The following is a 21858-nucleotide window of genomic DNA, read 5'->3' on the forward strand; positions in this document are numbered from 1 at the left end:
GTAACAGTGGGACTTCGCCCTGCCTTCGACCCATTGCCCGAGCGGGCGTTTGCGGCGACCTGCCGGCGTGGTGAAGCCGCCGGCAAAAACGCCGCCTTTTTCCGCGAAACGCCGCTCAGGCCTCGCTGCGCACCCGTCGCACCGCGTTCTGCCAGCCGGCGTAGAGTTCGCCACGGCGCTCCTCGGCCATGTGTGCGGCGAAGCGGCGCTGCAGGTGCCAGTGGCTGGCGATGTCGTCCAGGTCGCGATAGAAGCCGGCCTTCAGCCCGGCCATGTAGGCCACGCCGAGGGCGGTGGTCTCGGTGACTTCCGGGCGCTCCACGGTGACACCAAGGATGTCGGTGAGGAATTGCATCACCCAGTTGTTCACCACCATCCCGCCGTCCACCCGCAGCGCGCTGGGCGGCGTGCCGTCCTGGCGCATCGCTTCGAGCAGGTCGCGGGTCTGGTAGCAGACCGATTGCAGCCCGGCGGTGACGATCTCCTTGATTCCGGTGTCGCGGGTCAGGCCGAAGATCGCGCCGCGCGCCTTCGGGTCCCAGTAGGGCGCGCCGAGGCCGGTGAAGGCCGGCACCAGGTAAACGCCGTTGGAGTCGCCGGCCTGGATCGCCAGGGCTTCGCTCTCGTGGGCGTGGTCGATCAGCTTGATGCCGTCGCGCAGCCATTGCACTGCGGCGCCGGCGACGAAGATGCTGCCCTCCACCGCATAGCTGACCTTGCCGTCCAGGCGGTAGCCGACCGTGGTAAGCAGGCGGTTCTTCGAGGTCACCGGCTGCTCGCCGGTGTTCTGGATCATGAAGCAGCCGGTGCCGTAGGTGCTCTTCACCATGCCCGGCTGGAAGCAGGCCTGGCCGATCAGCGCGGCCTGCTGGTCGCCGGCCATGCCCAGCACCGGGATCGCCGCGCCAAGCAGCGACGGCTCGCTGACGCCGAACTCCGCCGCGCAGTCGAGCACCTCCGGCAGCAGGCTGCGCGGGATCTCGAACAGCGCCAGCAATTCCTCGTCCCAGTCCTGGCTGTGGATGTTGAACAGCAGGGTGCGCGAAGCGTTGGTCGCGTCGGTGCGATGGGAGCGGCCGCCGGTCAGGCGCCAGAGCAGGAAGCAGTCGACGGTGCCGAAGCGCAGCTCGCCGCGTTCGGCGCGCTGGCGGGCGCCGGGCACGTTGTCGAGGATCCAGCGCAGCTTGGTGGCGGAGAAATACGGATCGATCAGCAGCCCGGTGCGCGCGCTGACGTTCGCCTCGTGGCCGGCGGCCTTGAGTTCGGCACAGTAGTCGGCGGTACGACGGTCCTGCCAGACGATGGCCGGGTGGATCAGGTCGCCGCTGGCGGCGTCCCAGACCAGCGTGGTCTCGCGCTGGTTGGTGATGCCGATGGCGGCGATGTCGGCCGCGCGCAAGCCCTTGCGGGCGAGCGCGTCGCGACAGACCTGGAGGGTGGTCAGCCAGATTTCCTCGCCGTCGTGCTCCACCCAGCCGTCCTTCGGGAAGTACTGCTTGAATTCCTGCTGGCAGCTCGTCACCGGCAAGCCCTGGGCACTGAACACGATGGCGCGGGAGCTGGTGGTGCCCTGGTCGATGGCGAGGAGATAGTGGGACATGGAAAACCTGACAGATTGAAAAGTAAGACGAATGCCGACCGCTAGGCCGGCGGGATTAGCGGCTCATTCGCGGCCGATGGCGGCGAACGAACCCTGGGTCAGCTGGGCCAGCACCTCGGCCGCCAGCTCCACTTCCAGCCCGCGCCGTCCTGCGCTGACATGGATGCTCGGGTACTGCCGCGCGCTTTCATCGATGAAGGTACGCAGGCGCTTCTTCTGCCCCAGCGGGCTGATCCCGCCCACCAGGTAGCCGGTGGCCCGCTGCGCCGCCTGCGGATCGGCCATGTCGGCCTTCTTCGCCCCCGCCGCATGGGCCAGGGCCTTCAGGTCGAGACTGCCGATCACCGGCACCACCGCCACCAGCAGCTCGCCCTTCTCCGTGGCGGCGAGCAGCGTCTTGAACACCCGCTGCGGGTCCAGGCCGAGCTTTTCCGCGGCCTCCAGGCCATAGGAAGGTGCCTTGGGGTCGTGGCTGTAGCTGAGCACCTTGTGCTCGGCGCGGGCCTTTTTCAGCAGGTCGATGGCAGGGGTCATGGTCACTCCCGGAGAAGAACGTTGGCTGAAAACCGGCGCCTACCTTAAGCCATCGCCGCCCCTGCTGCACGGGCGCCGATGCCGCGGCCCGCGTGCCTCGGTAGCGATATTCGATTGGCCGCGAAAACGAAACCGGAGGGTCGTTTTTCGGACAAACGTTCATCTTCGCGCTTTGACAGCATTCCTTTGTGAATATATTTTTTCGAAACTGAACAATTTTCACGGCTGCCCGCCATAATTACAAGAACAGACAAGAGAGGCCCCATGACCACCGCCGCCCCGACCCCGTCCCTGTTCGGCCAATGCCTGGCCGAGTTCCTCGGCACCGCCCTCCTCATCTTCTTCGGCACCGGTTGCGTCGCGGCCCTGAAGGTCGCCGGCGCCAGCTTCGGCCTGTGGGAAATCAGCATCATCTGGGGGGTCGGCGTGAGCATGGCGATCTACCTCAGCGCCGGCGTCTCCGGCGCCCACCTGAACCCGGCGGTGAGCATCGCGCTGTGGCTGTTCGCCGGCTTCGAGGGGCGCAAGCTGCCGTTCTACATCACCGCCCAGGTGGCCGGTGCGTTCTGCGCCGCAGCGCTGGTCTACACCCTCTACAGCAGCCTGTTCATCGAGTTCGAACAGGCGCAGAACATCGTCCGCGGCAGCCAGGACAGCCTGGCCCTGGCCTCGGTGTTCTCCACCTATCCGCACCCGGCGCTGTCGGTCGGCCAGGCGTTCCTCGTCGAAGTGGTGATCACCGCCATCCTCATGGCGGTGATCATGGCTCTTACCGACGACGGCAACGGCCTGCCGCGCGGTCCGTTGGCGCCGCTGCTGATCGGCCTGCTGATCGCCGTGATCGGCAGCGCCATGGGCCCGCTGACCGGTTTCGCGATGAACCCGGCGCGCGACTTCGGCCCCAAGCTGATGACCTACCTGGCCGGCTGGGGGCCCATCGCCTTCACCGGCGGCCGCGAGATTCCCTACTTCCTGGTGCCGATCTTCGCCCCGATCCTCGGTGCCTGCCTCGGCGCCGGCGGCTATCGTGTACTGATCGCGCGCCATCTGCCGAGCGCCGCGGCGCCCGCCGAAGCCGAGCCGGAGAAGGTTCGCGCTTCCTGACCGCCCGCTCTTTCCTGCCATAGCCACAAGGCCACAGCCATGACCGACAAGCACAACAAGAAATATGTCGTCGCCCTGGACCAGGGCACCACCAGCTCCCGCGCCATCGTCTTCGACCGCGATGCCAACGTGGTCAGCCAGGCCCAGCGCGAGTTCGCCCAGTTCTATCCGCAGGCCGGCTGGGTCGAGCACGACCCGATGGAAATCTGGGCCACGCAGAGTTCGACCCTGGTCGAGGCCCTCGCCCAGGCCAGCATCGAGCACGACCAGGTGGCCGCCATCGGTATCACCAACCAGCGCGAGACCACGGTGGTCTGGGACCGTCACAGCGGTCGGCCGATCCACAACGCCATCGTCTGGCAGTGCCGGCGCAGCGCGGCGATATGCGCGCAGCTCAAGCGCGACGGGCTGGAAGACTACATCCGCGAAACCACCGGGCTGGTCACCGACCCGTACTTCTCCGGGACCAAGCTGAAGTGGATCCTCGACAACGTCGAAGGCGCCCGCGAACGCGCGCGCAACGGCGACCTGTTGTTCGGCACCATCGACACCTGGCTGATCTGGAAGCTCACCGAAGGCAAGGTCCACGTCACCGACTACACCAATGCCTCGCGGACCATGCTGTTCAACATCCACAGCCTCGACTGGGACGCGCGGATGCTCGAGGTGCTCGACATTCCCCGCTCGATGCTGCCCGAGGTGCGCAACTCTTCGGAGGTCTACGGCAACGCCCGGATCGGCGGGGTCGGCGGCGGCGAGCTGCCGATCGCCGGGATCGCCGGCGACCAGCAGGCCGCCCTGTTCGGCCAGATGTGCGTGGAACCGGGCCAGGCGAAGAACACCTACGGCACCGGCTGCTTCCTGCTGATGCACACCGGCGACAAGGCGGTGAAGTCCACCCATGGCCTGCTCACCACCATCGCCTGCGGCCCGCGCGGCGAGGTCGGCTACGCCCTGGAGGGCGCGGTGTTCAACGGCGGCTCCACGGTGCAGTGGTTGCGCGACGAACTGAAGGTGATCAACGACTCCTTCGATTCCGAATACTTCGCCACCAAGGTCAAGGACAGCAACGGCGTCTACCTGGTGCCGGCCTTCACCGGACTCGGCGCGCCCTATTGGGACCCCTATGCGCGCGGCGCAGTGTTCGGCCTGACCCGTGGAGTCAAGGCCGACCACCTGATCCGTGCCACCCTGGAATCCATCGCCTATCAGACCCGCGACGTGCTCGACGCCATGCAGCGCGATGCCGGCGAACGCCTGCGCGCCCTGCGCGTCGACGGCGGGGCGGTGGCCAACAACTTCCTCATGCAGTTCCAGGCCGACATCCTCGGTACCCGCGTGGAGCGCCCGGTGATGCGCGAGACCACCGCCCTCGGCGCCGCCTACCTGGCCGGCCTGGCCTGCGGCTTCTGGAGCAGCCTCGACGAGCTGAAGAGCAAGGCGGTGATCGAGCGGGTGTTCGAGCCGGAGTGCGACGAGCCCCGGCGCGAAAAGCTCTATGCCGGCTGGAAGAAAGCGGTGGAGCGCACTCGCGGCTGGGACGACGGCGAACTGTGACGAGCTGGCGCCATTCGTCCGCCGCGATGCGGCGAATGGCGTGTTCCCCGGCGCCGCTCTGGCATGCCCTGGGTAACGTTTGCGCGCGGCGGCCGGGTGCCGCCGCGGCGCGCTCTACGACTCATGCACGGCTGACAACGGCCCCCCGCGTGCGGCATTCTTGGCGACTTTCCAGGGTCCCGGCCCGGCAGCACGAGAACAACCCATGAACCTGCCCCCCCGACAGCAAAGCATCATCGAGGAGGTCCGCGAGCGCGGTTACCTGAGCATCGAGGAGATGGCGCAGATGTTCGCGGTCACCCCGCAGACCATCCGCCGCGACATCAACCAGCTCGCCGAACAGGGACTGCTGCGCCGCTACCACGGTGGTGCGGCCTACGATTCGAGCATCGAGAACACCGCTTACACCATGCGCGCCGACCAGATGCGCGACGAGAAGCAGCGCATCGCCGAAGCCGTGGCCAGCCTGGTGCCGGACAACGCCTCGCTATTCATCAACATCGGCACCACCACCGAGGCCATCGCCCGCGCCCTGCTCAACCACCGTAACCTGAAGATCATCACCAACAACCTGCACGTGGCCGCCACCCTCAGCGCCAAGGAAGACTTCGAAGTGCTGGTCGCCGGCGGCACCGTACGCAGCGACGGCGGCATCGTCGGCCAGGCCGCGGTGGACTTCATCCAGCAGTTCCGCGTCGACTTCGCCCTGGTCGGCATCAGCGGCATCGACGAGGATGGCAGCCTGCTCGACTTCGACTACCAGGAAGTGCGCGTATCCCAGGCGATCATCGACAACGCGCGGCAAGTGTTCCTGGCCGCCGACTCGAGCAAGTTCGGGCGCAACGCGGTGGTCCGCCTGGGACCGATCTCGCTGGTCAACCGGGTCATCAGCGACAGCCCGCCGCCCGCCGCCATCGCCCGCCTGATGGCACAGCACAAGGTTCACCTGGACCTGGTCTGAGGCATTTCCCCTGCCACGGCGCCGTTCGGCGCCGTGAATGTTCGTTTCAGAAAAACCACCTGCCGCCCCCGTCCATGCGCCGCGATCCTCGGCGGCCGCTTTCCCGCATGCGGAAGAGGGGCGGTTCCCGCGCGGACGGGCAAACCGGTAGCGCCCGGGCAACCCTTCGAAATTGAAAAAGCCTGGTGAATCGGGCTGGTCAATAACTGCGCAATCGACTAAGCTATTTTCGAATTCGAACAAAACTACGTTCACTTTCGACTTCAGGGCCTTTCACATGAGTCAAGCGCACACCCCCTCCGCTCCACTCGCCGAAGTCTACGATGTCGCCGTGGTCGGCGGTGGCATCAACGGTGTAGGGATCGCCGCCGACGCAGCCGGGCGCGGCCTGTCCGTGTTCCTTTGCGAACAGCACGACCTGGCCCAGCACACTTCCTCGGCCAGCAGCAAGCTGATCCACGGCGGCCTGCGCTACCTCGAACACTACGAATTCCGCCTGGTCCGCGAAGCCCTGGCCGAGCGCGAGGTCCTGCTGGCCAAGGCGCCACACATCGTCAAGCCACTGCGCTTCGTCCTGCCGCACCGTCCGCACCTGCGCCCGGCCTGGATGATCCGCGCCGGCCTGTTCCTCTACGATCACCTCGGCAAGCGCGAGAAGCTGCCCGCCTCGCGCGGCTTGCGCTTCACCGGCAGCAGCCCGCTGAAGGCCGAGATCCGCCGTGGCTTCGAGTACTCCGACTGCGCGGTGGACGATGCGCGCCTGGTGGTGCTCAACGCGATCTCCGCCCGCGAGCACGGCGCCCACGTCCATACCCGCACCCGCTGCGTCAGCGCCCGTCGCAGCAAGGGACTCTGGCACCTGCACCTGGAGCGCAGCGACGGCAGCCTGTATTCGATCCGCGCCCGCGCCCTGGTGAACGCCGCCGGCCCCTGGGTAGCGCGCTTCATCCAGGACGACCTGAAACAGAAGTCGCCCTACGGTATCCGCCTGATCCAGGGCAGCCACATCATCGTGCCGAAGCTGTACGAAGGCGAGCACGCCTACATCCTGCAGAACGAAGACCGCCGCATCGTCTTCGCCATCCCCTATCTGGACCGTTTCACCATGATCGGCACCACCGATCGCGAGTACCAGGGCGACCCGGCCAAGGTGGCGATCAGCGAAGAGGAAACCGCCTACCTGCTGCAAGTGGTGAACGCCCATTTCAAGCAGCAGCTTGCGGCCGCCGACATCCTGCACAGCTTCGCCGGCGTGCGTCCGCTGTGCGACGACGAGTCCGACGAGCCTTCGGCGATCACCCGCGACTACACCCTGTCGCTCTCCGCCGGCAACGGCGAGCCGCCGCTGCTCTCGGTGTTCGGCGGCAAGCTGACCACCTACCGCAAGCTGGCCGAATCGGCGCTGGCGCAGCTCCAGCCGTTCTTCGCCAATCTCGGCCCGGCCTGGACCGCCAAGGCACCGCTGCCGGGCGGCGAGCAGATGCAGAGCGTCGAGGCGCTCACCGAGCAACTGGCCAACCGCTACGCCTGGCTCGACCGCGAACTGGCGCTGCGCTGGGCGCGCACCTACGGCACCCGGGTGTGGCGCCTGCTGGACGGGGTCAATGGCGAAGCCGATCTCGGCGAGCACCTGGGCGGCGGCCTGTATGCCCGCGAAGTGGACTACCTGTGCAAGCACGAGTGGGCCCAGGACGCCGAGGACATCCTCTGGCGCCGCAGCAAGCTCGGCCTGTTCCTCTCGCCGAGCCAGCAGGTGCGCCTCGGCCAGTACCTGCAGAGCGAGCATCCGCATCGCCCGCGGGTGCATGCGGCCTGATCGCCAGCCAGAAACGTCGAGGCCCGCTTTTGCGGGCCTCGTTCGTTATGGAAGGGTACGGGACGATCCGGGCATAATGCGCGACGCCACCAAGCCGGTGGCGCCGCCGCAGTCGAGAATCCCGTGGACCTGATGTTCAAGGCGCTGATCGGCGCCGCCGTGGTCGTGCTCCTCGCCGTCCTGTCGAAGACCCGCAACTACTACATCGCCGGCCTGGTGCCGCTGTTTCCCACCTTCGCCCTGATTGCCCACTACATCGTCGGCAAGGGCCGTTCGCTGGACGACCTGAAGACCACCATCGTCTTCGGCATGTGGTCGATCATCCCCTACTTCGTCTATCTCGCCGCGCTCTACCTGCTGGTCGAGCGCTTCCGCCTGGAGACCTCGCTGGCCCTGGCGGCGCTGGCCTGGCTGGTGGCGGCAAGCGTGCTGGTGGGCCTCTGGGTACGCCTGCACGCCTGAGACCGCGAGCGCGGCTTCAGAGCTGGACGACGCTGGCCTGCCGATGCGCCTTCAGGTAAGGCACCACCGCCGCCAGCAACGGCTCCTTGAAGGCTTCCTGGAAGCGATGGGCGAGACCGGGGATCAGCTTCAGCTCCGAGCCACGGATATGCGCCGCCACGTGCACGCCGTGCATCACAGGCAGCAGCGGATCGGCGGTGCCATGGATCACCAGGGTCGGCACCTGCAGACGGTTCAGCAGCGGCACCCGGCTGGGTTCGGCGAGGATCGCCAGCAATTGCCGCTGCACGCCTTCCGGGTTGAACGCGCGGTCGTAGGAACGTGCGGCCTGCAACAGAAGTTGCTGGCGATCGTCGCGCACTTCCGGGCTGCCCAGCGCCGCCAGCAGGTCGGCCTGCTGCTCGACCGCCTGCTCGCGGCTGGCCGCCTCGCGCCGCGCCAGCAGGCGCAGCAGCGACTCGCTGGGCGCCGGCAGGCCTTCGGCGCCGGAGCTGGTCATCACCAGGGTCAGGCTGAGCAGGCGCTGCGGCGCCATGTCGGCGATATGCTGGGCGATCATCCCGCCCATGCTGGCGCCGAGCACATGGGCCTGGGGGATATCCAGCGCGTCGAGCAGATGCAGGGCATCGCCGGCCATGTCGGTGAGGGTATAGGGCGCGCTGACCGGCAGGCCGAGGCGATAACGCACCACTTCGTAGGTCAGCCGCGAGCTGGGCACCGGCACGTTCCAGGCCGACAGGCCGACGTCACGGTTGTCGTAGCGGATCACCCGGAAGCCTTGCTCGCACAGGGCGCTGACCACCTCGTCCGGCCAGTGGATCAGTTGCCCGCCCAGGCCCATCACCAGCAGCAGGGCCGGATCGCTGTCGCGGCCGATGCTCTGGTAGGCCAGGCGCACGTCGCCCAGTTCGACCGTCTCGGTAGGTACGCGTGCGTCGCAACGCGCCGCCGCAAAGGAGGAGAGGCTGCACAACAAGGCGGCCAGGAAGATGAAAGCACGCATGAAGAAAACCCAGAACGCAAAACCCCAGTGGAACGCGATTCTGATTAAATTTCGTCCAGCGCGCTGCCACAGTAGCGTGACAGTTTGATGAATGCCGCCAGGCGGTCGTGGCGTTGTGGCTCTGCGGCGTTGCGCCGCTGCTCCGGGCCGCCGTCCCGTGTGCCGGGCTATTCTCCCCGTCGCTCCACGATCGCGCGCTCTGCGGGATCGAGGCCATCGCTTGTCGACAGCCCCTGGCGTATGAGACAAACTCAACGAATCCGCACCGCTATCAAGTTTTGCTCATACAGAGGCCGCCATGCTCGAACTTCGCCACCTCAAGACCCTGCACGCGCTGCGCGAAGCCGACAGCCTGGTGGAAGCCGCCGAGCGCCTGCACCTTACCCAGTCGGCGCTGTCGCACCAGTTCAAGGAACTGGAAGAGCGCCTGGGCATGCAGTTGTTCGTGCGCAAGACCAAGCCGGTACGCTTCACCAGCGCCGGGCTGCGCCTGCTGCAACTGGCCGACTCGCTGCTGCCCCAGCTGCGCACCGCCGAGCGCGACCTGGCACGGCTCGCCGGCGGTACCGCCGGGCGCCTGCACATGGCCATCGAATGCCACAGTTGCTTCCAGTGGCTGATGCCGACCATCGACCAGTTCCGCGACGCCTGGCCGGAAGTCGAACTGGACCTGGCCTCGGGCTTCTCCTTCGCGCCGCTGCCGGCCCTGGCCCGCGGCGACCTCGACCTGGTGGTGACCGCCGACCCGGTCGAGTTGCCCGGCATCACCTACGTGCCGCTGTTCACCTACGAAGCGCTGCTGGCGGTGGCCAACCAGCATGCCCTGGCTGGTCGACCGTACGTCGTCCCGGAGGACCTGGAGCGGGAAACCCTGATCACCTATCCGGTGGAACGCGACCGTCTCGACGTCTTCACCCGCTTCCTCGACCCCGCCGACGTGGAGCCGGCGCAGGTGCGCATAGCCGAGCTGACCGTGATGATGATGCAACTGGTGGCCTCCGGTCGCGGCGTCTGCTGCCTGCCGAACTGGGCCCTGCACGAGTACAGCTCGCGCGGCTACGTGACGGCCCGGCGCCTCGGTGAAAAGGGCCTGTACTGCACGCTCTTCGCCGCCATCCGCACGGACATGTTCGATGCGCCATTCATGCGCGACTTCCTGCTCACCGCCAAGGACACCTCCTTCGCCACCCTCGAAGGGGTCAGCGCCGCCAAGGGCTGAGCGGCTCAGAACAGCGGCAGCTCATAGGTCAGGTACAGGCGGTTCTCGTCGATGTCGCGGCTGAAGGCCGAACGGTAGGTAGCGTTGCGCCAGACCAGCCCCAGTCCCTTCAGCGGACCGCCCTGCAACACGTAGCGCAGGTCGCTGTCGCGTTCCCACTCGCGACTGCCGTCGGCGCCCTTAGGTTTCGCGCCGTGGCCGCTGAAATAGCGCGTCATCAGGCTCAGGCCAGGCACCCCGAGCGGCGCGAAGTCGCAGTCGTAGCGCAGTTGCCAGGAGGACTCGCCAGCCTCGGCGAAGTCGTTGTACTGGCCGAAATTGACCAGGTACGGATCGGTCCCCTCCAGGTAGGGGAAACCGTGGTCGCCGCTCATCCGCTGGTAGCCCAGGCCGAAGGCCTGGCCGTTGCGCAGGCGGTAGGTGAGCAACCCGCTGAAGGAACGGTTGTCGATGCGCCCGCCGCGAGCGCCGCCGGTATCCCGGCTGAGCGCCAGGCGCAAGTCGCTCTCCAGGCTGTCCGCGGCGACGCCGATGCGCCCCTTGAGACCGAGGAAATGCTGGGCGTAGACCTGCTCCAGTTCGCCATAGTGGTAGCTGCCGGTCCAGTCCGGGGCGATACGGTAGTCCAGGCCGGCCAGGTCGAAACGGTCCGCCTGCGCCGCGCCGGCGAAACGCCGGTTGCGGTTGAACAGCGCCAGGTCGCTGGTGCCCGCCTCGTTGCGCTGGCTGACCTCGGTCAGCCGTCCCAGGTTCAGGCTCAGTCCGCTCAGTTCGCCGGAAGTCAGCAGCGCGCCCTGGAACACCTGGGGGAATAGCCGCCCGTAGTTGGGCTGGATGGTCGGTAGCTTCGGCACCAGGCCGCCGACCTTCAGCTCGCTGCGCGACAGGCGCAGCTTGGCGGTCGCGTCCAGCCGCGCGTAGTCGCCCGCCGCGCTGCCATCGTCGCGAAGCGGAAGCAGGCCGGTGCCGCTACGACCCGCGCCGGAATCGAGCCGGACGCCGAGCTTACCCAGCAGGTCGAGACCCACGCCGAGGGTGCCCTCGGTATAGCCCGAGCGGTAGTCGAAGAGAAAGCCCTGGGCCCACTCCTCGTTTTTCGCACGCCCCACGCCATCGCGGAAGTCGCGGTTCATGTAGAAGTTGCGCAAGGCCAGGCTGGCCCGCGAGTCTTCAAGGAAGCCCTCGGCCAGGGCGGGAACGCTATCGCCGGCAAGGATCGGCAGCAGGAAAAACGCGCATTTCTTGTTGTTGTTCATACGCACTCCGGACGGGCGCCTGGGCACCTCTTTTTCTAGGGGGAACGGTGTCTCATCGGCAGCGCTCGATCACCATCGCCACGCCCTGGCCGAGCCCGACGCACAGGCTGACCACCGCGTAGCGCCGCTCGATGCGTTGCAGCCCGCGGGCGGCGGTGAGCACCAGGCGCGCACCGGAGGCGCCGAGCGGATGGCCAAGGGCGATGGCGCCGCCATGGGGATTGACCCGCGGGTCCTCGTAGTCCAGGCCGAGCAGCTTCAGGCAGGCCAGGACCTGCGGCGCGAAGGCTTCGTTGATCTCGATCAGGCCGACCTCGTCCAGGTCGATGCCGGCGCGTTGCAGCGCGCGGAGGATCGCCTGCTGCGGGCCGATGCCCATCAGCCGGGGCTCGACGCCGACGCTGGCGCTGGCGAGGATCCGCGCCAGCGGCCGGATGCCCTCGCGCTCGCCGATCGCGCGGTCGCCCAGCAGCACTACCGCCGCCCCGTCGTTGATCCCCGACGCATTGCCGGCGGTCACTACCCCGCCGGCGAACAACGCCGGCAAGCGCGCCAGGGCCGCCAGGTCGGCCTGCGGCCGCGGATGCTCGTCGCGCTCCACCAGCCGCGTCTCGCCCTTGCGTCCGGCATGCACCTCCACCGGAAGGATCTCGCCGAGGAAAAAGCCCTCCTCCAGCGCAGCCTGGTAGCGCGCCTGGGAAGAAGCGGCGAAACGGTCGGCGTCTTCGCGGGCGATGCCGAAGGCGCGGGCCACGTTGTCGCCGGTCTCCGGCATGCTGTCGTTGCCATAGCGCTCGACCAGCCTGGGGTTGGCGAAGCGCGCGCCGATGGTGCTGTCGAAGACCTCCAGCGTGCGGCTGAAGGCGCTCTCCGCCTTGCCCATGACGAACGGCGCCCGGGACATGCTTTCGGCGCCGCCGGCCAGGTACAGCCGGCCCTCGCCGCAACTGATCGCGCGCGCCGCGTCGGCCACCGCCGACAGTCCGCTGGCACACAAGCGGTTGACCGTCTGCCCGGGCAGCCGCGCCGGCAGGCCGGCTGCGAGCAGCGCGTTGCGCGCCAGGTTGCGGCTGTCTTCGCCGGCCTGGTTGGTGCAACCGAGGATCACATCCTCCAGGTCGTCGACGGCGAACCCGGAGGTTTCCGCGAGGCGCGCCAGCAGCAGGCCGGCCAGGTCGTCCGGACGCACCGTCGAGAGTGCGCCGGCATGCCGGCCGAAAGGCGTACGCAGGCCGGCGTAGATATAGGCATCGAGCATGGTGTTTTTCTCCGCGAAGGGATCAGGAGGCCAACGGGCTGTCCGGCTGGCGCAGGGAAAGGCCCAGTTGGGCGCGCCGGCGCAGCCAGGGGCTGGGGCGATAGCGCGGGTCGCCGCTGAGCGCATGCAGGCGTTCGAGGATGCGCAGCACGCGCCCGGCGCCCAGTCGGTCACCCCACTCCAGCGGCCCCAGCGGATAGCCGAGACCGAGGCGCACCGCCAGGTCGATGTGCTCCACCGAAGCGATACCCTGCTGGGCGATGTCGCAGGCGAGATTGACGATCGAGGCGAGAGTGCGCTGGACGATGAACCCGGCACTGTCACGGATCAGCGTGACGCTCGCGCCGTCCCGAGCGAACAGGGTGCGAGCGGCCTGCTGCAAGTCCGGTCGGGTCGCCGGGCAGGCCATCAGGCAGCGGTGTCGCTCCAGGTCCGACAACACGTCGATGGCCAGGCTGCGCGTCGGATCGACGGCGAACCGCCGCGCTGCGGCGCTGACGTCGGCGCCCAGCGGCGCAAGCAGGCACAATGCCGCCCCGGAAGGACGCTCGCCGCTCTCCACCTCGGCGCCCAGACGTTGTAGCAACGTCAGCAACGGCGCGCGGTCATGTTCGTCGTCGACGCCCAGCCACACCGGCGGCAACACCGCGCCTGGCGCAACCGCCGGGGCGACGACGGGCACCTGCCCAGCGCCGTCGTAGCGGTAGAAGCCCTGGCCGCTCTTGCGCCCCAGGCGGCCGGCGGCGAGCATCTGGCGCAGCAAGGGATGCGGACGATAACGCGGCTCCTCGTAGTACTGCCGGTAGATCGACTCCATCACCGGCAGGCTGACGTCCAGCCCGACCAGGTCGAACAGCTCGAACGGGCCCATGCGAAAGCCGGCGCCCTCGCGCAGGACTTCGTCGATCGCCGCCACCGGCGCCACGCCCTCGCCGAGGATACGCAGCGCCTCGGTGCCGAAGGCCCGTCCGGCATGGTTGACGATGAAGCCGGGGCTGTCCGTGGCACGCACCGCCTGGTGGCCGAAGGTCGCCACCAGGGCGCACAGTCGCTCGGCAATGCCGGTGCGGGTGGCGAGACCGTCGATCACCTCCACCAGACGCATCAGCGGCACCGGATTGAAGAAGTGCAGACCGGCGACCCGGCCGGGATCGCGACAGGCCGAGGCGATCGCGGTAACCGACAGCGAGGAGGTATTGCTGGCGAGGATCGCTTCGTCGCCGACCACCTCTTCCAATTGGCGGAACAACGCCTGCTTGGCCTCCAGGTTCTCGACGATCGCCTCGATCACCAACTGGCAGTCGCCTAGGACCCGCAAGTCCTCGACCACCCGCAGATTGCCCATCGCGCGCGCGGCAGCCTCCGCCTCCAGCCGGCCTCGCTCCACCTGCCGGGCAAGGACCGTGGCGATCTGCTCGCGCGCTTGCAGCGCCGCACCCTGGCGGCTGTCGTAGAGCAGCACCGACAGCCCGGCACAGGCAGCGAGCCGGGCGATGCCCTGGCCCATGGCGCCGGTACCGACGATGCCGATGAGAACGATTGGTGGCTCGCTCATTTTCCCAGGTACTCCGCTGTGCGTTTTTCCAGGAAGGCCCGCATGCCCTCCTTCTGGTCGTGGCTGTCGAACAGCAACTGGAAGGCCTTGCGCTCCAGCGCCAGGGCCTGGTCCAGCGGCAGGTCGGCGCCGGCCAGGACCACTTCCTTGATCTGCGCCAGCGCCAGCGGCGGCAGGCCGGCGATCTGGCGAGCCAGTTCGAGGGCGCGATCCAATGCCTGGCCATCCGCCGCCACCTCGCTGACCAACCCTATGGCCAGGGCCTCCGGCGCCCGTACCGTGCAACCGGTAAACAGCATGCGCAGCGCCTGGAACTTGCCCACCGCTCGCACCAGGCGCTGGGTGCCGCCGGCGCCGGGCATCACGCCGACACGGATTTCCGGCTGGGCGAAGCGCGCCGAGGCACCGGCGACGATCAGGTCGCAGTGCATCGCCAACTCGCAGCCTCCGCCCAGGGCATGGCCCTCCACGGCGGCGATCAGCGGCTTGCGGCAGGCGGCGAGCGCCTGCCAGTGGCGCTCCACCCCGCGCTGCTGGATCTCCAGCGCAGACGCCTCCGCCAGTTCGTTGAGATCGGCGCCGGCGGCGAACGCCGTGCCATTTCCGGTGAGGACGATGACCCGGGTATCGGCGCACTCGTCGAGGCGCCGTACGTGCTCCGCCAGAGCCTCGCGCAGGCGCATGTTCAGGGCGTTGAGTACTGCCGGGCGGTTCAGTCGCAACAGGGCCACGCCCTGCTCCGGCCGCTCCAGCAGCACGAGTTCGGGGCTCACCGCCCCAGGGGAGGAATCCATGGCCATCTCCAATTGCTCGGGGATTGAGTTGCACGGCGCAGGCCGTGCCGTGCGGGGTTTCAGGCGCGGACGATGCCGCGCCGGACCAGCGCGTCGATCGCCTCGGCGCTCAATCCCAGTTCCGCCAGGACTTCCCGGGTGTCTCCGCCCAGTACCGGCGGCGTGGCGCGGTAGCTGGCCGGGGTGCGCGAAAGCTTCACCGGCGAGGCGATGCCGCGATAGCCCTCGAGTTCGACGACCATCCCGCGATGGCGGGTGTGCGGGTGTTCCACCACCCGATCCACCGTGGCGATGGCTCCGCAGGGCACGCCGAGACGGATCAGCCGCTCGGCCAGCTCGCGGCCGTCGTGGGCCGCCAGGTAGTCCTCCAGGGCGCGCTTCAGCGCCTCGCGGTTGACCGAGCGCTTGCCGTTGTCGGCGAAGCGCGGGTCCCCCGGCAGTTCATCGGCTCCCAGGTACTCGCACAGGCGGGCGAACTGGCGGTCGTTGCCGACGGCGAGGAAGATCGGCTCGGTACCGGTGCGGTAGCTGTCGTAGGGCGCGATGTTCGGATGGGCGTTGCCGCTACGCCGGGGCGTACGTCCGGAAGCGAAGTAGTTCGGCAGGTGCGGGTGCAGCAGGGAAATACCGCAGTCGTACAGGGCGATGTCCACCGACTGCCCGCGCCCACTGACCTGGCGCTCGTGGAGGGCGAGGAGGATGCCGGCCATGGCGTTCAGCCCGGTGACCATGTCGACGATCGGCAGGCCGATGCGCAACGCGTCGCCGCCGGCCTCGCCGTTCACGCTCATCAGTCCGGCCATCGCCTGGATCGCCGCGTCGTAGCCGGGCAGGCCGCCGAGCGGGCCGTCGGCGCCGAAGCCCGATACCGCGCAGTGGACCAGCCGCGGGAAGCGCTGGCGAAGCACCTCCTCGTAGCCGATCCCCCAGCGCGCCAGGGTGCCGGGCTTGAAGTTCTCCAGCAGTACGTCAGCGTCCTCCAGCAAGCGCAGCAGCAGCTCGATGCCCTCCGCCGTCGCCAGGTCGACGGCGATGCCCTTCTTGTTGCGGTTCACGCCCTTGAAGTAGGACGCCGTGTCGCCCTCGAAGGGCGGCCCCCAGCCACGGGTCTCGTCGCCGCCGAGGGGTTCCAGCTTGATCACCTCGGCGCCGTGGTCGGCCAGCGCCTGGGAGCAGTAGGGTCCGCCGAGGACCCGGCTGAGATCGATGATTTTCAGGCCACGCAGGGCGCCCGTCTGATTGGTCATGGCGACTCTCTGGTTGTTGTGAGCGGGAATGCGGGCAGTCAGGCCGGCAGCAATTGCATGGCTTCGGCCTGGCTCAGCGGCACCTCGCCGACCACCCTGGCCAGCAGTTCGGCCTGGTCGGTCCAACCCTCCAGGTGCAGCGGGTCGCGCGGCAGCAGCTTGTGCCGGGCGACCAGGAAGGCCAGGGCCAGGCGGCGCTGGTCGGGTGCCTGGCGGCTGGCTTCCCAGGCCATGAAGATCGCCGTGCACAGGTGGTAGAGGGCGCTGCCGGCCTGGCGCACCTGTTCATCCTGGCGGCGCTCGGCGACGTCGGCCATGGTCGCGACCACTCGCACCAGCAGTTCGTCGAAGAGGTCGCGGGCGTCCCCTGGCAGGTCGCTGTCATCCAGCAGCCGGCGCAGGTGGCGCTGCAAGGGTTCGAGCGCCTGTTCGCGGCTCACCGCACGGGCGACGTCCAGCGCCACGATGTTGCTGGTACCCTCCCAGATCGACCCCAGGTGGGCGTCGCGCACCAGGCGCGGGTCGCTCCACTCCTCGATGTAGCCGACCCCGCCGCGCACCTCCATGGCGTCGCCGGTGACCCGTCGCGCATCGCGGCAGGCGCGGAACTTGATCAGCGGAGTGAGGATCCGCACGCATTTCTGCGCCTCGACCTCGCCGCCATCGGCGCGCGGCAGCAGCGTGGCGATCTGCATGAACATCGAGCGCGCCTGTTCGGTGGGCAGCATCATCTTCAGCAACTGCTTCTGCATCAGCGGCATGTCGATCAGGTGCTTGCCGAAGGCGTGCCGATGGCGGGCGACGAACAGCGCCTCGCTCAGCGCCCGGCGCATCAGCCCGGCGGCGCGCACGCCGTTGGACAGGCGCGACATGTTGACCATGTCGGCCATCTGCTGGAAGCCGCGGCCGATCTCGCCGATCAGGTAGGCGCTGGCGCCTTCCAGGCGGACTTCGCCGCTGGCCATGGAGCGGCTGCCCAGCTTGTCCTTCAGGCGGACGATGCGATAGGCGTTGCGCGTGCCGTCCTCGCGGACCTTCGGCAACAGGAACAGGGTCACGCCCTTCATTCCTTCCGGCGCGCCTTCGGGGCGGGCCAGGACCATCGCCAGGTCGGCGTCCGGGTTGGAGCAGAACCACTTGTCGCCGTAGAGCTTCCACTCGCCGCCCTGCTCCCGCGCCACGGTACGGGTCCGCGCCACGTCGGAGCCGGCGGCCTGCTCGGTCATGAACATGGCGCCCTGGAACAGCTCGTCGAAATCCCGCGAGGCGAGGGACGGCAGATAGCGCTCAACCAGTTCCGGCGCGCCGAACCTGCGCAGGGTGCGGGTCAGCGAGTCGGTCATGCTGACCGGGCAGCAAAGGCCGAACTCGGCCTGTACGAACAGGTGGGTGAGCGCATACTTCACCAGCGGCGGCGGGCCGTCCGGGCGATGGCTCATGGAAGCCAGGCCGAGTTCGGCATAGGCCACCCGTTCGAGGGCGACGTAGTCCGGATGCTTGCGAATGCTCTGCAAATCCTCGCCGCGGCGGGTGCGCGGCGCCAGCACCGGCGGGTTCTTGTCCGCCGCCAGCGCCAGCACGTCCAGCTCGCCGCCGGCACGGGCGCCGAGCCGTTCGAGGAGCGGCCGCCATTCGGCGAGCAACGCCGGCGGCAGGTATACCTCCAGTAGCCGCTCCAGGGCCGGATCGCAGGTGTAGAGATTCAGCCCACGGCTGTCGGGGATGTTCAGCGTATCTTCGCGAAGTACTTCGGGCATGGCGGTCATGGCGCGGCTCCTGCTTGTCTTGCGCCGAGACTAGGCGAGTGCTTCGATAAGCATCCAATACAAAAAAAATCATCGACGATAAGAAAAACAGATCGTAGAACCAGGTGCCTGCCATGGATCTCAGACAGCTTCGCTACTTCATCGCGGTCGCCGAGGAACTGCATTTCGGTCGCGCCGCGGCTCGCCTGTTCATCTCCCAGCCGGCGCTGAGCTTCGACATCAAGAAGCTGGAGGAACAGCTCGGAACCCAATTGCTGCTGCGCAACAACAAGTCGGTGAAGCTCACCGGCGCCGGCCAGGTCCTACTGGTGGAAGCGCGCAACCTGCTGCTGCAGGCAGAGAAGGTGAAACGCCTGACCCAGCTATCCGCCGAGGGCGACGTCGGCCAACTGCGCGTCGGCTTCGTCAACTCCATGCTCTACCGCGGCCTGCCCAGGGCCATGTCCCGCTTCGAACGGGAGCACCCGAACATGGAGGTGGTGCTCGGCGAAATGAACAGCGCGGAGCAGGCCCAGGCGTTGCAGCGCGGGCAGATCGACCTGGGCTTCGTGCACTGGGGCAGGCTGCCGGCGGAAATCGTCTCCGAACCCTTGATCAGCGACCCGTTCCTCTGTTGCCTGCCCGCCGGGCACCGCCTGGCTGGCCAGGCGCGTCTGGACCTCGCCGAACTGCGCGACGAAGACTTCATCCTCTTCCCGCGCCATGTCTCCCCGCACTACCACGACCTGATCATCGCCCGCTGCGTGGACGCCGGCTTCAGCCCGCGCATCCGCCACGAGGCGCGCCTGTGGCAGACCGTCGCCGCCATGGTCGGTCTCGGCATGGGCGTCGCGCTGATCCCGGAAACCCTCTGCCTGGCCTGGCGGAACGAGGTGCGCTACCTGGAGATCGAGCCGGCCGGCGCGCGTTCGGAGATCCACGCGATCCTTCCGGCCAGCGAACCTTCCCGGGCGGCGCAGGCGTTCCTGGCGACGCTGAAGAGCGGCCTGGACGACGCCTGAGCGAGGGCTGACGGAAAACGTCGATATGGAATCCCTTATCGAGCCATAAGATTAAAAGACTATTGATTTGCGGGGGTGCCACCTAGACTCCGAGGCACCCGGGTCAACACCGACGCACGCTCTCCCTCCACGGAAACCAGCGTTTCCGCCCCGCCTTTCAGCGAAGGGCGGTAGGGAGCGGCGTGTCGGCGAGAACAACAATAAACAGGACTCGACCCATGCCGCGCACGCCCTCTCCCGAAGACGCCGACCTGCACAAGAAGGCCCGCAGGGCCGGTATCGCCTCCTTCATCGGCACCACCATCGAGTGGTACGACTTCTACATCTACGGCCTGGCCGCCGCCCTGGTGTTCGGCAAGGTATTCTTCCCCGCCGACATGGATCCGGGCCTGGCCACCCTGCTGTCCTTCGTCACCCTCTGGTCGGGTTTCATCGCCCGCCCGCTGGGCGGGATCATCTTCGGCCATCTCGGCGACCGCATCGGCCGCAAGACCACCCTGGTGATCACCCTGATCATGATGGGCATCGCCACGACCTGCATCGGCCTGTTGCCGGTCTATACGCAGATCGGCATCTGGGCGCCAATCTCCCTGGTGGCGCTGCGTATCGTCCAGGGCATCGCGGTCGGCGGCGAGTGGGGCGGCGCGATCCTGATCGCCAGCGAAAGCGCGCCCAAGGGCAAGGGCATCCTGTACGCCGCCTTCGCCCAGCAGGGCTCGCCCACCGGCAACCTGCTGGCGACCCTGGCGTTCTTCGCCCTCAGCGCCCTGCCCGCCTCGGACTTCATTCTCTGGGGCTGGCGCGCGCCGTTCCTGCTCTCCGCAGTGCTGGTCATCGTCGGCATGGTGATCCGCCTGAAGCTGGAGGAGTCGGAAGACATGAAGCGTGTGCTGGCGCAGAAGCGCACGGTGAAGCTGCCGCTCGCCGAGGTGCTGGGCAAGCACTGGAAGATCGTCCTGCTCGGCGCCGGCGTGCTGCCGATCATTCACGTCACCTACTTCAAGAGCACCTTCGCCCTCTCCTGGGCGACCAAGACCCTCGGCTACAGCCAGGGCACCTTCCTCAGCATCATCGTGGTCGCGCTGGTGGTGCAGTTCCTCAGCCAGCCGCTGGGGGCGCTGCTCACTTCGCGCATCGACATGCGCAAGGCGGCATGCCTGATGGTGCTGCCGGAGTTCATCCTGATGCCGGCGATGTTCTTCGCCGTGGAAACCAAGGTCTACTGGATCGCCGCGGTCGGCATGTGCCTGGCCACGGTGCCGCACGCGATGTTCTACGGCGCGGTGGGCGGTATCCTCGCCCGAGCCTTCCCGGCGCGGGTGCGCTACACCGGCCTGTCGCTGGCCTACCAGCTCTGCTCGCTGCTGGTCGGCGGCGGTACGCCGGTACTGGCCCAGTGGATTCTCAACAGTACCGGCAGCATCGTCGGCGTGGCCCTGGCCTCGGCCTGCTACGCGCTGGTCTCGCTGGCCTGTACCCTGGCCCTGTTGCGGATCACCGGGTTCCACGCCAGCGACCTGTCGACCGCCGAGCGCGCCGACGCCGAGGACTTGCAGCGGCCCGCAGCGGTCGAGCGGGAACCGGTGTTGCGCGCCCCCGCCCGGCTTCTGGGCGGCGATCCCGGCTAGCCGGCAGCGCCCATGCGCCGCTCGTGCTCCAGCAACCAGCGCTTGCGCCAAAGGCCACCGCCATAACCGGTCAGGGAACCGTCCGAACCGATGACGCGGTGGCAGGGAATCACGATGGCGATCTGGTTGGCTCCGTTGGCGCGGGCCACGGCGCGCACCGACGACGGCGAGCCGATGGACCTGGCCAGCCCGGCGTAGCTCTGCGTGCTGCCGCACGGTACCTCGCGCAGCGCCTGCCAGACCGTGCGGGTGAAGGCCGAGGCGTTCAGCGCCAACGGGGTCTGGAAGCGCACTGGAGTACCGCCGAAGTAGTCGGCGAGTTCCGCCTCGATCCTGTCGATGGAGGCGAAACGGCCGAAACCGATGCTCGATCCGCTGCTCTTCTGCAGGCGTTTCAGCTCCCCGCTCAACGCCGGGCGGTCGAAGAACTCCAGCAGGTGCAGGGCCTGCGCATCGGCCACCGCGAGCATGGCGCCGAGCGGGGTCTGCAGCCAGTCCGCCTTGAGCAGCTCGCGCCCGCGCAACTGCGACGGCGGCTCGCCCAACAGGCGCGCGAAGGCGCTACGGAAGCCGCTGTCGGAGTCGAAGCTGGCATCCAGTTGCGCGTCGATCACCCGCGCGCCCGAGGACAGCCGCTCGGCGACCTGGCCAAGACGGCGCAGGCGAGCCATTTCCAGAAAGGTCACGCCGAACTCGCGCTTGAAGGCACGGCGCACGGTGGACGGGTCATAGCCCAGTGCCGCCAGGTCGTCTTCGAACCAGCGCCGCTGCGGTTGCCGACCGAGGCGCTGGAGCAGGTCGCTGACCAGTGGCCCCTGCGTGCCAAGCCGCTCCAGCGGCCGGCAACGCAGGCAGGGTCGGAAGCCGGCCTCGACGCAGCCCTTGATCGAATCGAAGAACAGGGTGTTCTCGCGCTTCGGCTTGCGCGCCGGGCAGGTCAGGCGGCAGAACACCCCGGTGCTCTTCACCCCGACGAAGGCGAAGCCATCGTAGGCGGGGTCGCGCGCCAACAGCGCGGCATACAGGGTGTCGTCATCGGGAAGGGGAAGGAACAACGCTGCGTCGGACATGGCCGGCTCCGGAACCAGGGAGGCGAT

18 protein-coding genes are annotated in these 21858 nt (G+C 68.1%); 8 read left to right on the plus strand and 10 right to left on the minus strand.

Features of this window, described 5'->3' with window-relative positions:
- Window positions 1-115: 115 nt before the first annotated feature.
- Both glpK (AC4OR5_RS03050) and ybaK read right to left on the minus strand, forming a co-directional pair.
- Complete coding sequence (gene glpK, locus AC4OR5_RS03050) at window positions 116-1600, minus strand: glycerol kinase GlpK (protein WP_033937536.1); 1485 nt, start codon at window positions 1598-1600, stop codon at window positions 116-118.
- 63 nt (window positions 1601-1663) lie between these two features.
- Window positions 1664-2134 (minus strand): Cys-tRNA(Pro) deacylase, encoded by a 471-nt coding sequence (gene ybaK, locus AC4OR5_RS03055; protein WP_003092163.1) that lies wholly within the window; start codon window positions 2132-2134, stop codon window positions 1664-1666.
- Between the two features lie 264 nt (window positions 2135-2398).
- On the opposite strand from ybaK, the gene glpF reads away from it, so the two are divergent.
- From glpF to AC4OR5_RS03080, 5 genes are all read left to right on the plus strand, one after another.
- A complete protein-coding gene (gene glpF / locus AC4OR5_RS03060) occupies window positions 2399-3238 on the plus strand; it encodes a glycerol uptake facilitator protein GlpF (RefSeq protein WP_003092166.1) in 840 nt (279 codons plus the stop codon).
- 39 nt (window positions 3239-3277) lie between these two features.
- A complete protein-coding gene (gene glpK / locus AC4OR5_RS03065; protein ID WP_003092168.1) occupies window positions 3278-4795 on the plus strand; it encodes a glycerol kinase GlpK in 1518 nt (505 codons plus the stop codon).
- A gap of 205 nt (window positions 4796-5000) precedes the next feature.
- On the plus strand, window positions 5001-5756 hold the full coding sequence (locus AC4OR5_RS03070; RefSeq protein ID WP_003092173.1) for a DeoR/GlpR family transcriptional regulator: 756 nt from the start codon (window positions 5001-5003) through the stop codon (window positions 5754-5756).
- 277 nt (window positions 5757-6033) lie between these two features.
- The gene (gene glpD / locus AC4OR5_RS03075) at window positions 6034-7572 is read left to right on the plus strand and encodes a glycerol-3-phosphate dehydrogenase (protein ID WP_003109717.1); all 1539 of its coding nucleotides are present in this window, start codon (window positions 6034-6036) and stop codon (window positions 7570-7572) included.
- Window positions 7573-7704: 132 nt separating this feature from the next.
- Window positions 7705-8034 carry a GlpM family protein gene (locus tag AC4OR5_RS03080; protein WP_003119370.1) on the plus strand — a complete coding sequence of 110 codons (330 nt, stop codon included), beginning with the start codon at window positions 7705-7707 and terminating at the stop codon, window positions 8032-8034.
- Between the two features lie 16 nt (window positions 8035-8050).
- Here AC4OR5_RS03080 and AC4OR5_RS03085 read toward each other — a convergent pair whose 3' ends face one another.
- The gene (locus AC4OR5_RS03085; protein ID WP_003098462.1) at window positions 8051-9037 is read right to left on the minus strand and encodes an alpha/beta fold hydrolase; all 987 of its coding nucleotides are present in this window, start codon (window positions 9035-9037) and stop codon (window positions 8051-8053) included.
- 298 nt (window positions 9038-9335) lie between these two features.
- Here AC4OR5_RS03085 and metR point away from each other — a divergent pair, with 298 nt between their 5' ends.
- Complete coding sequence (metR, locus tag AC4OR5_RS03090) at window positions 9336-10256, plus strand: transcriptional regulator MetR (RefSeq protein WP_003092181.1); 921 nt, start codon at window positions 9336-9338, stop codon at window positions 10254-10256.
- A gap of 5 nt (window positions 10257-10261) precedes the next feature.
- Here metR and AC4OR5_RS03095 read toward each other — a convergent pair whose 3' ends face one another.
- The 6 genes from AC4OR5_RS03095 to AC4OR5_RS03120 are packed head-to-tail and all read right to left on the minus strand — an operon-like array spanning window position 10262 to window position 18132.
- Complete coding sequence (locus AC4OR5_RS03095) at window positions 10262-11512, minus strand: OprD family porin (RefSeq protein ID WP_058161226.1); 1251 nt, start codon at window positions 11510-11512, stop codon at window positions 10262-10264.
- Between the two features lie 52 nt (window positions 11513-11564).
- The gene (locus tag AC4OR5_RS03100; protein WP_058161227.1) at window positions 11565-12770 is read right to left on the minus strand and encodes a 3-oxoadipyl-CoA thiolase; all 1206 of its coding nucleotides are present in this window, start codon (window positions 12768-12770) and stop codon (window positions 11565-11567) included.
- Window positions 12771-12792: 22 nt separating this feature from the next.
- Window positions 12793-14325: a 3-hydroxyacyl-CoA dehydrogenase gene (locus AC4OR5_RS03105; RefSeq protein ID WP_023436013.1), complete on the minus strand. Its 1533-nt coding sequence runs from the start codon at window positions 14323-14325 to the stop codon at window positions 12793-12795.
- On the minus strand, window positions 14322-15119 hold the full coding sequence (locus tag AC4OR5_RS03110; protein WP_003119366.1) for an enoyl-CoA hydratase: 798 nt from the start codon (window positions 15117-15119) through the stop codon (window positions 14322-14324). Before AC4OR5_RS03110 ends, AC4OR5_RS03105 begins: the two co-directional genes overlap by 4 nt.
- 59 nt (window positions 15120-15178) lie before the next feature.
- A complete protein-coding gene (locus AC4OR5_RS03115; RefSeq protein WP_003109711.1) occupies window positions 15179-16366 on the minus strand; it encodes a CaiB/BaiF CoA transferase family protein in 1188 nt (395 codons plus the stop codon).
- A gap of 38 nt (window positions 16367-16404) precedes the next feature.
- Entirely contained in the window at window positions 16405-18132 is a 1728-nt protein-coding gene (locus AC4OR5_RS03120; RefSeq protein WP_003163282.1) for an acyl-CoA dehydrogenase family protein, read from the minus strand.
- 113 nt (window positions 18133-18245) lie between these two features.
- On the opposite strand from AC4OR5_RS03120, the gene AC4OR5_RS03125 reads away from it, so the two are divergent.
- Entirely contained in the window at window positions 18246-19133 is an 888-nt protein-coding gene (locus AC4OR5_RS03125; protein ID WP_003092195.1) for a LysR family transcriptional regulator, read from the plus strand.
- Between the two features lie 218 nt (window positions 19134-19351).
- Window positions 19352-20761: an MFS transporter gene (locus tag AC4OR5_RS03130; protein ID WP_003098472.1), complete on the plus strand. Its 1410-nt coding sequence runs from the start codon at window positions 19352-19354 to the stop codon at window positions 20759-20761.
- Here the strand turns inward: AC4OR5_RS03130 and AC4OR5_RS03135 are convergent.
- On the minus strand, window positions 20758-21831 hold the full coding sequence (locus AC4OR5_RS03135; RefSeq protein ID WP_003119362.1) for a bifunctional transcriptional activator/DNA repair enzyme AdaA: 1074 nt from the start codon (window positions 21829-21831) through the stop codon (window positions 20758-20760). The genes AC4OR5_RS03130 and AC4OR5_RS03135 overlap by 4 nt on opposite strands.
- Window positions 21832-21858: the final 27 nt, after the last annotated feature.

The sequence above is a fragment of the Pseudomonas sp. YA1 genome (assembly GCF_058680555.1).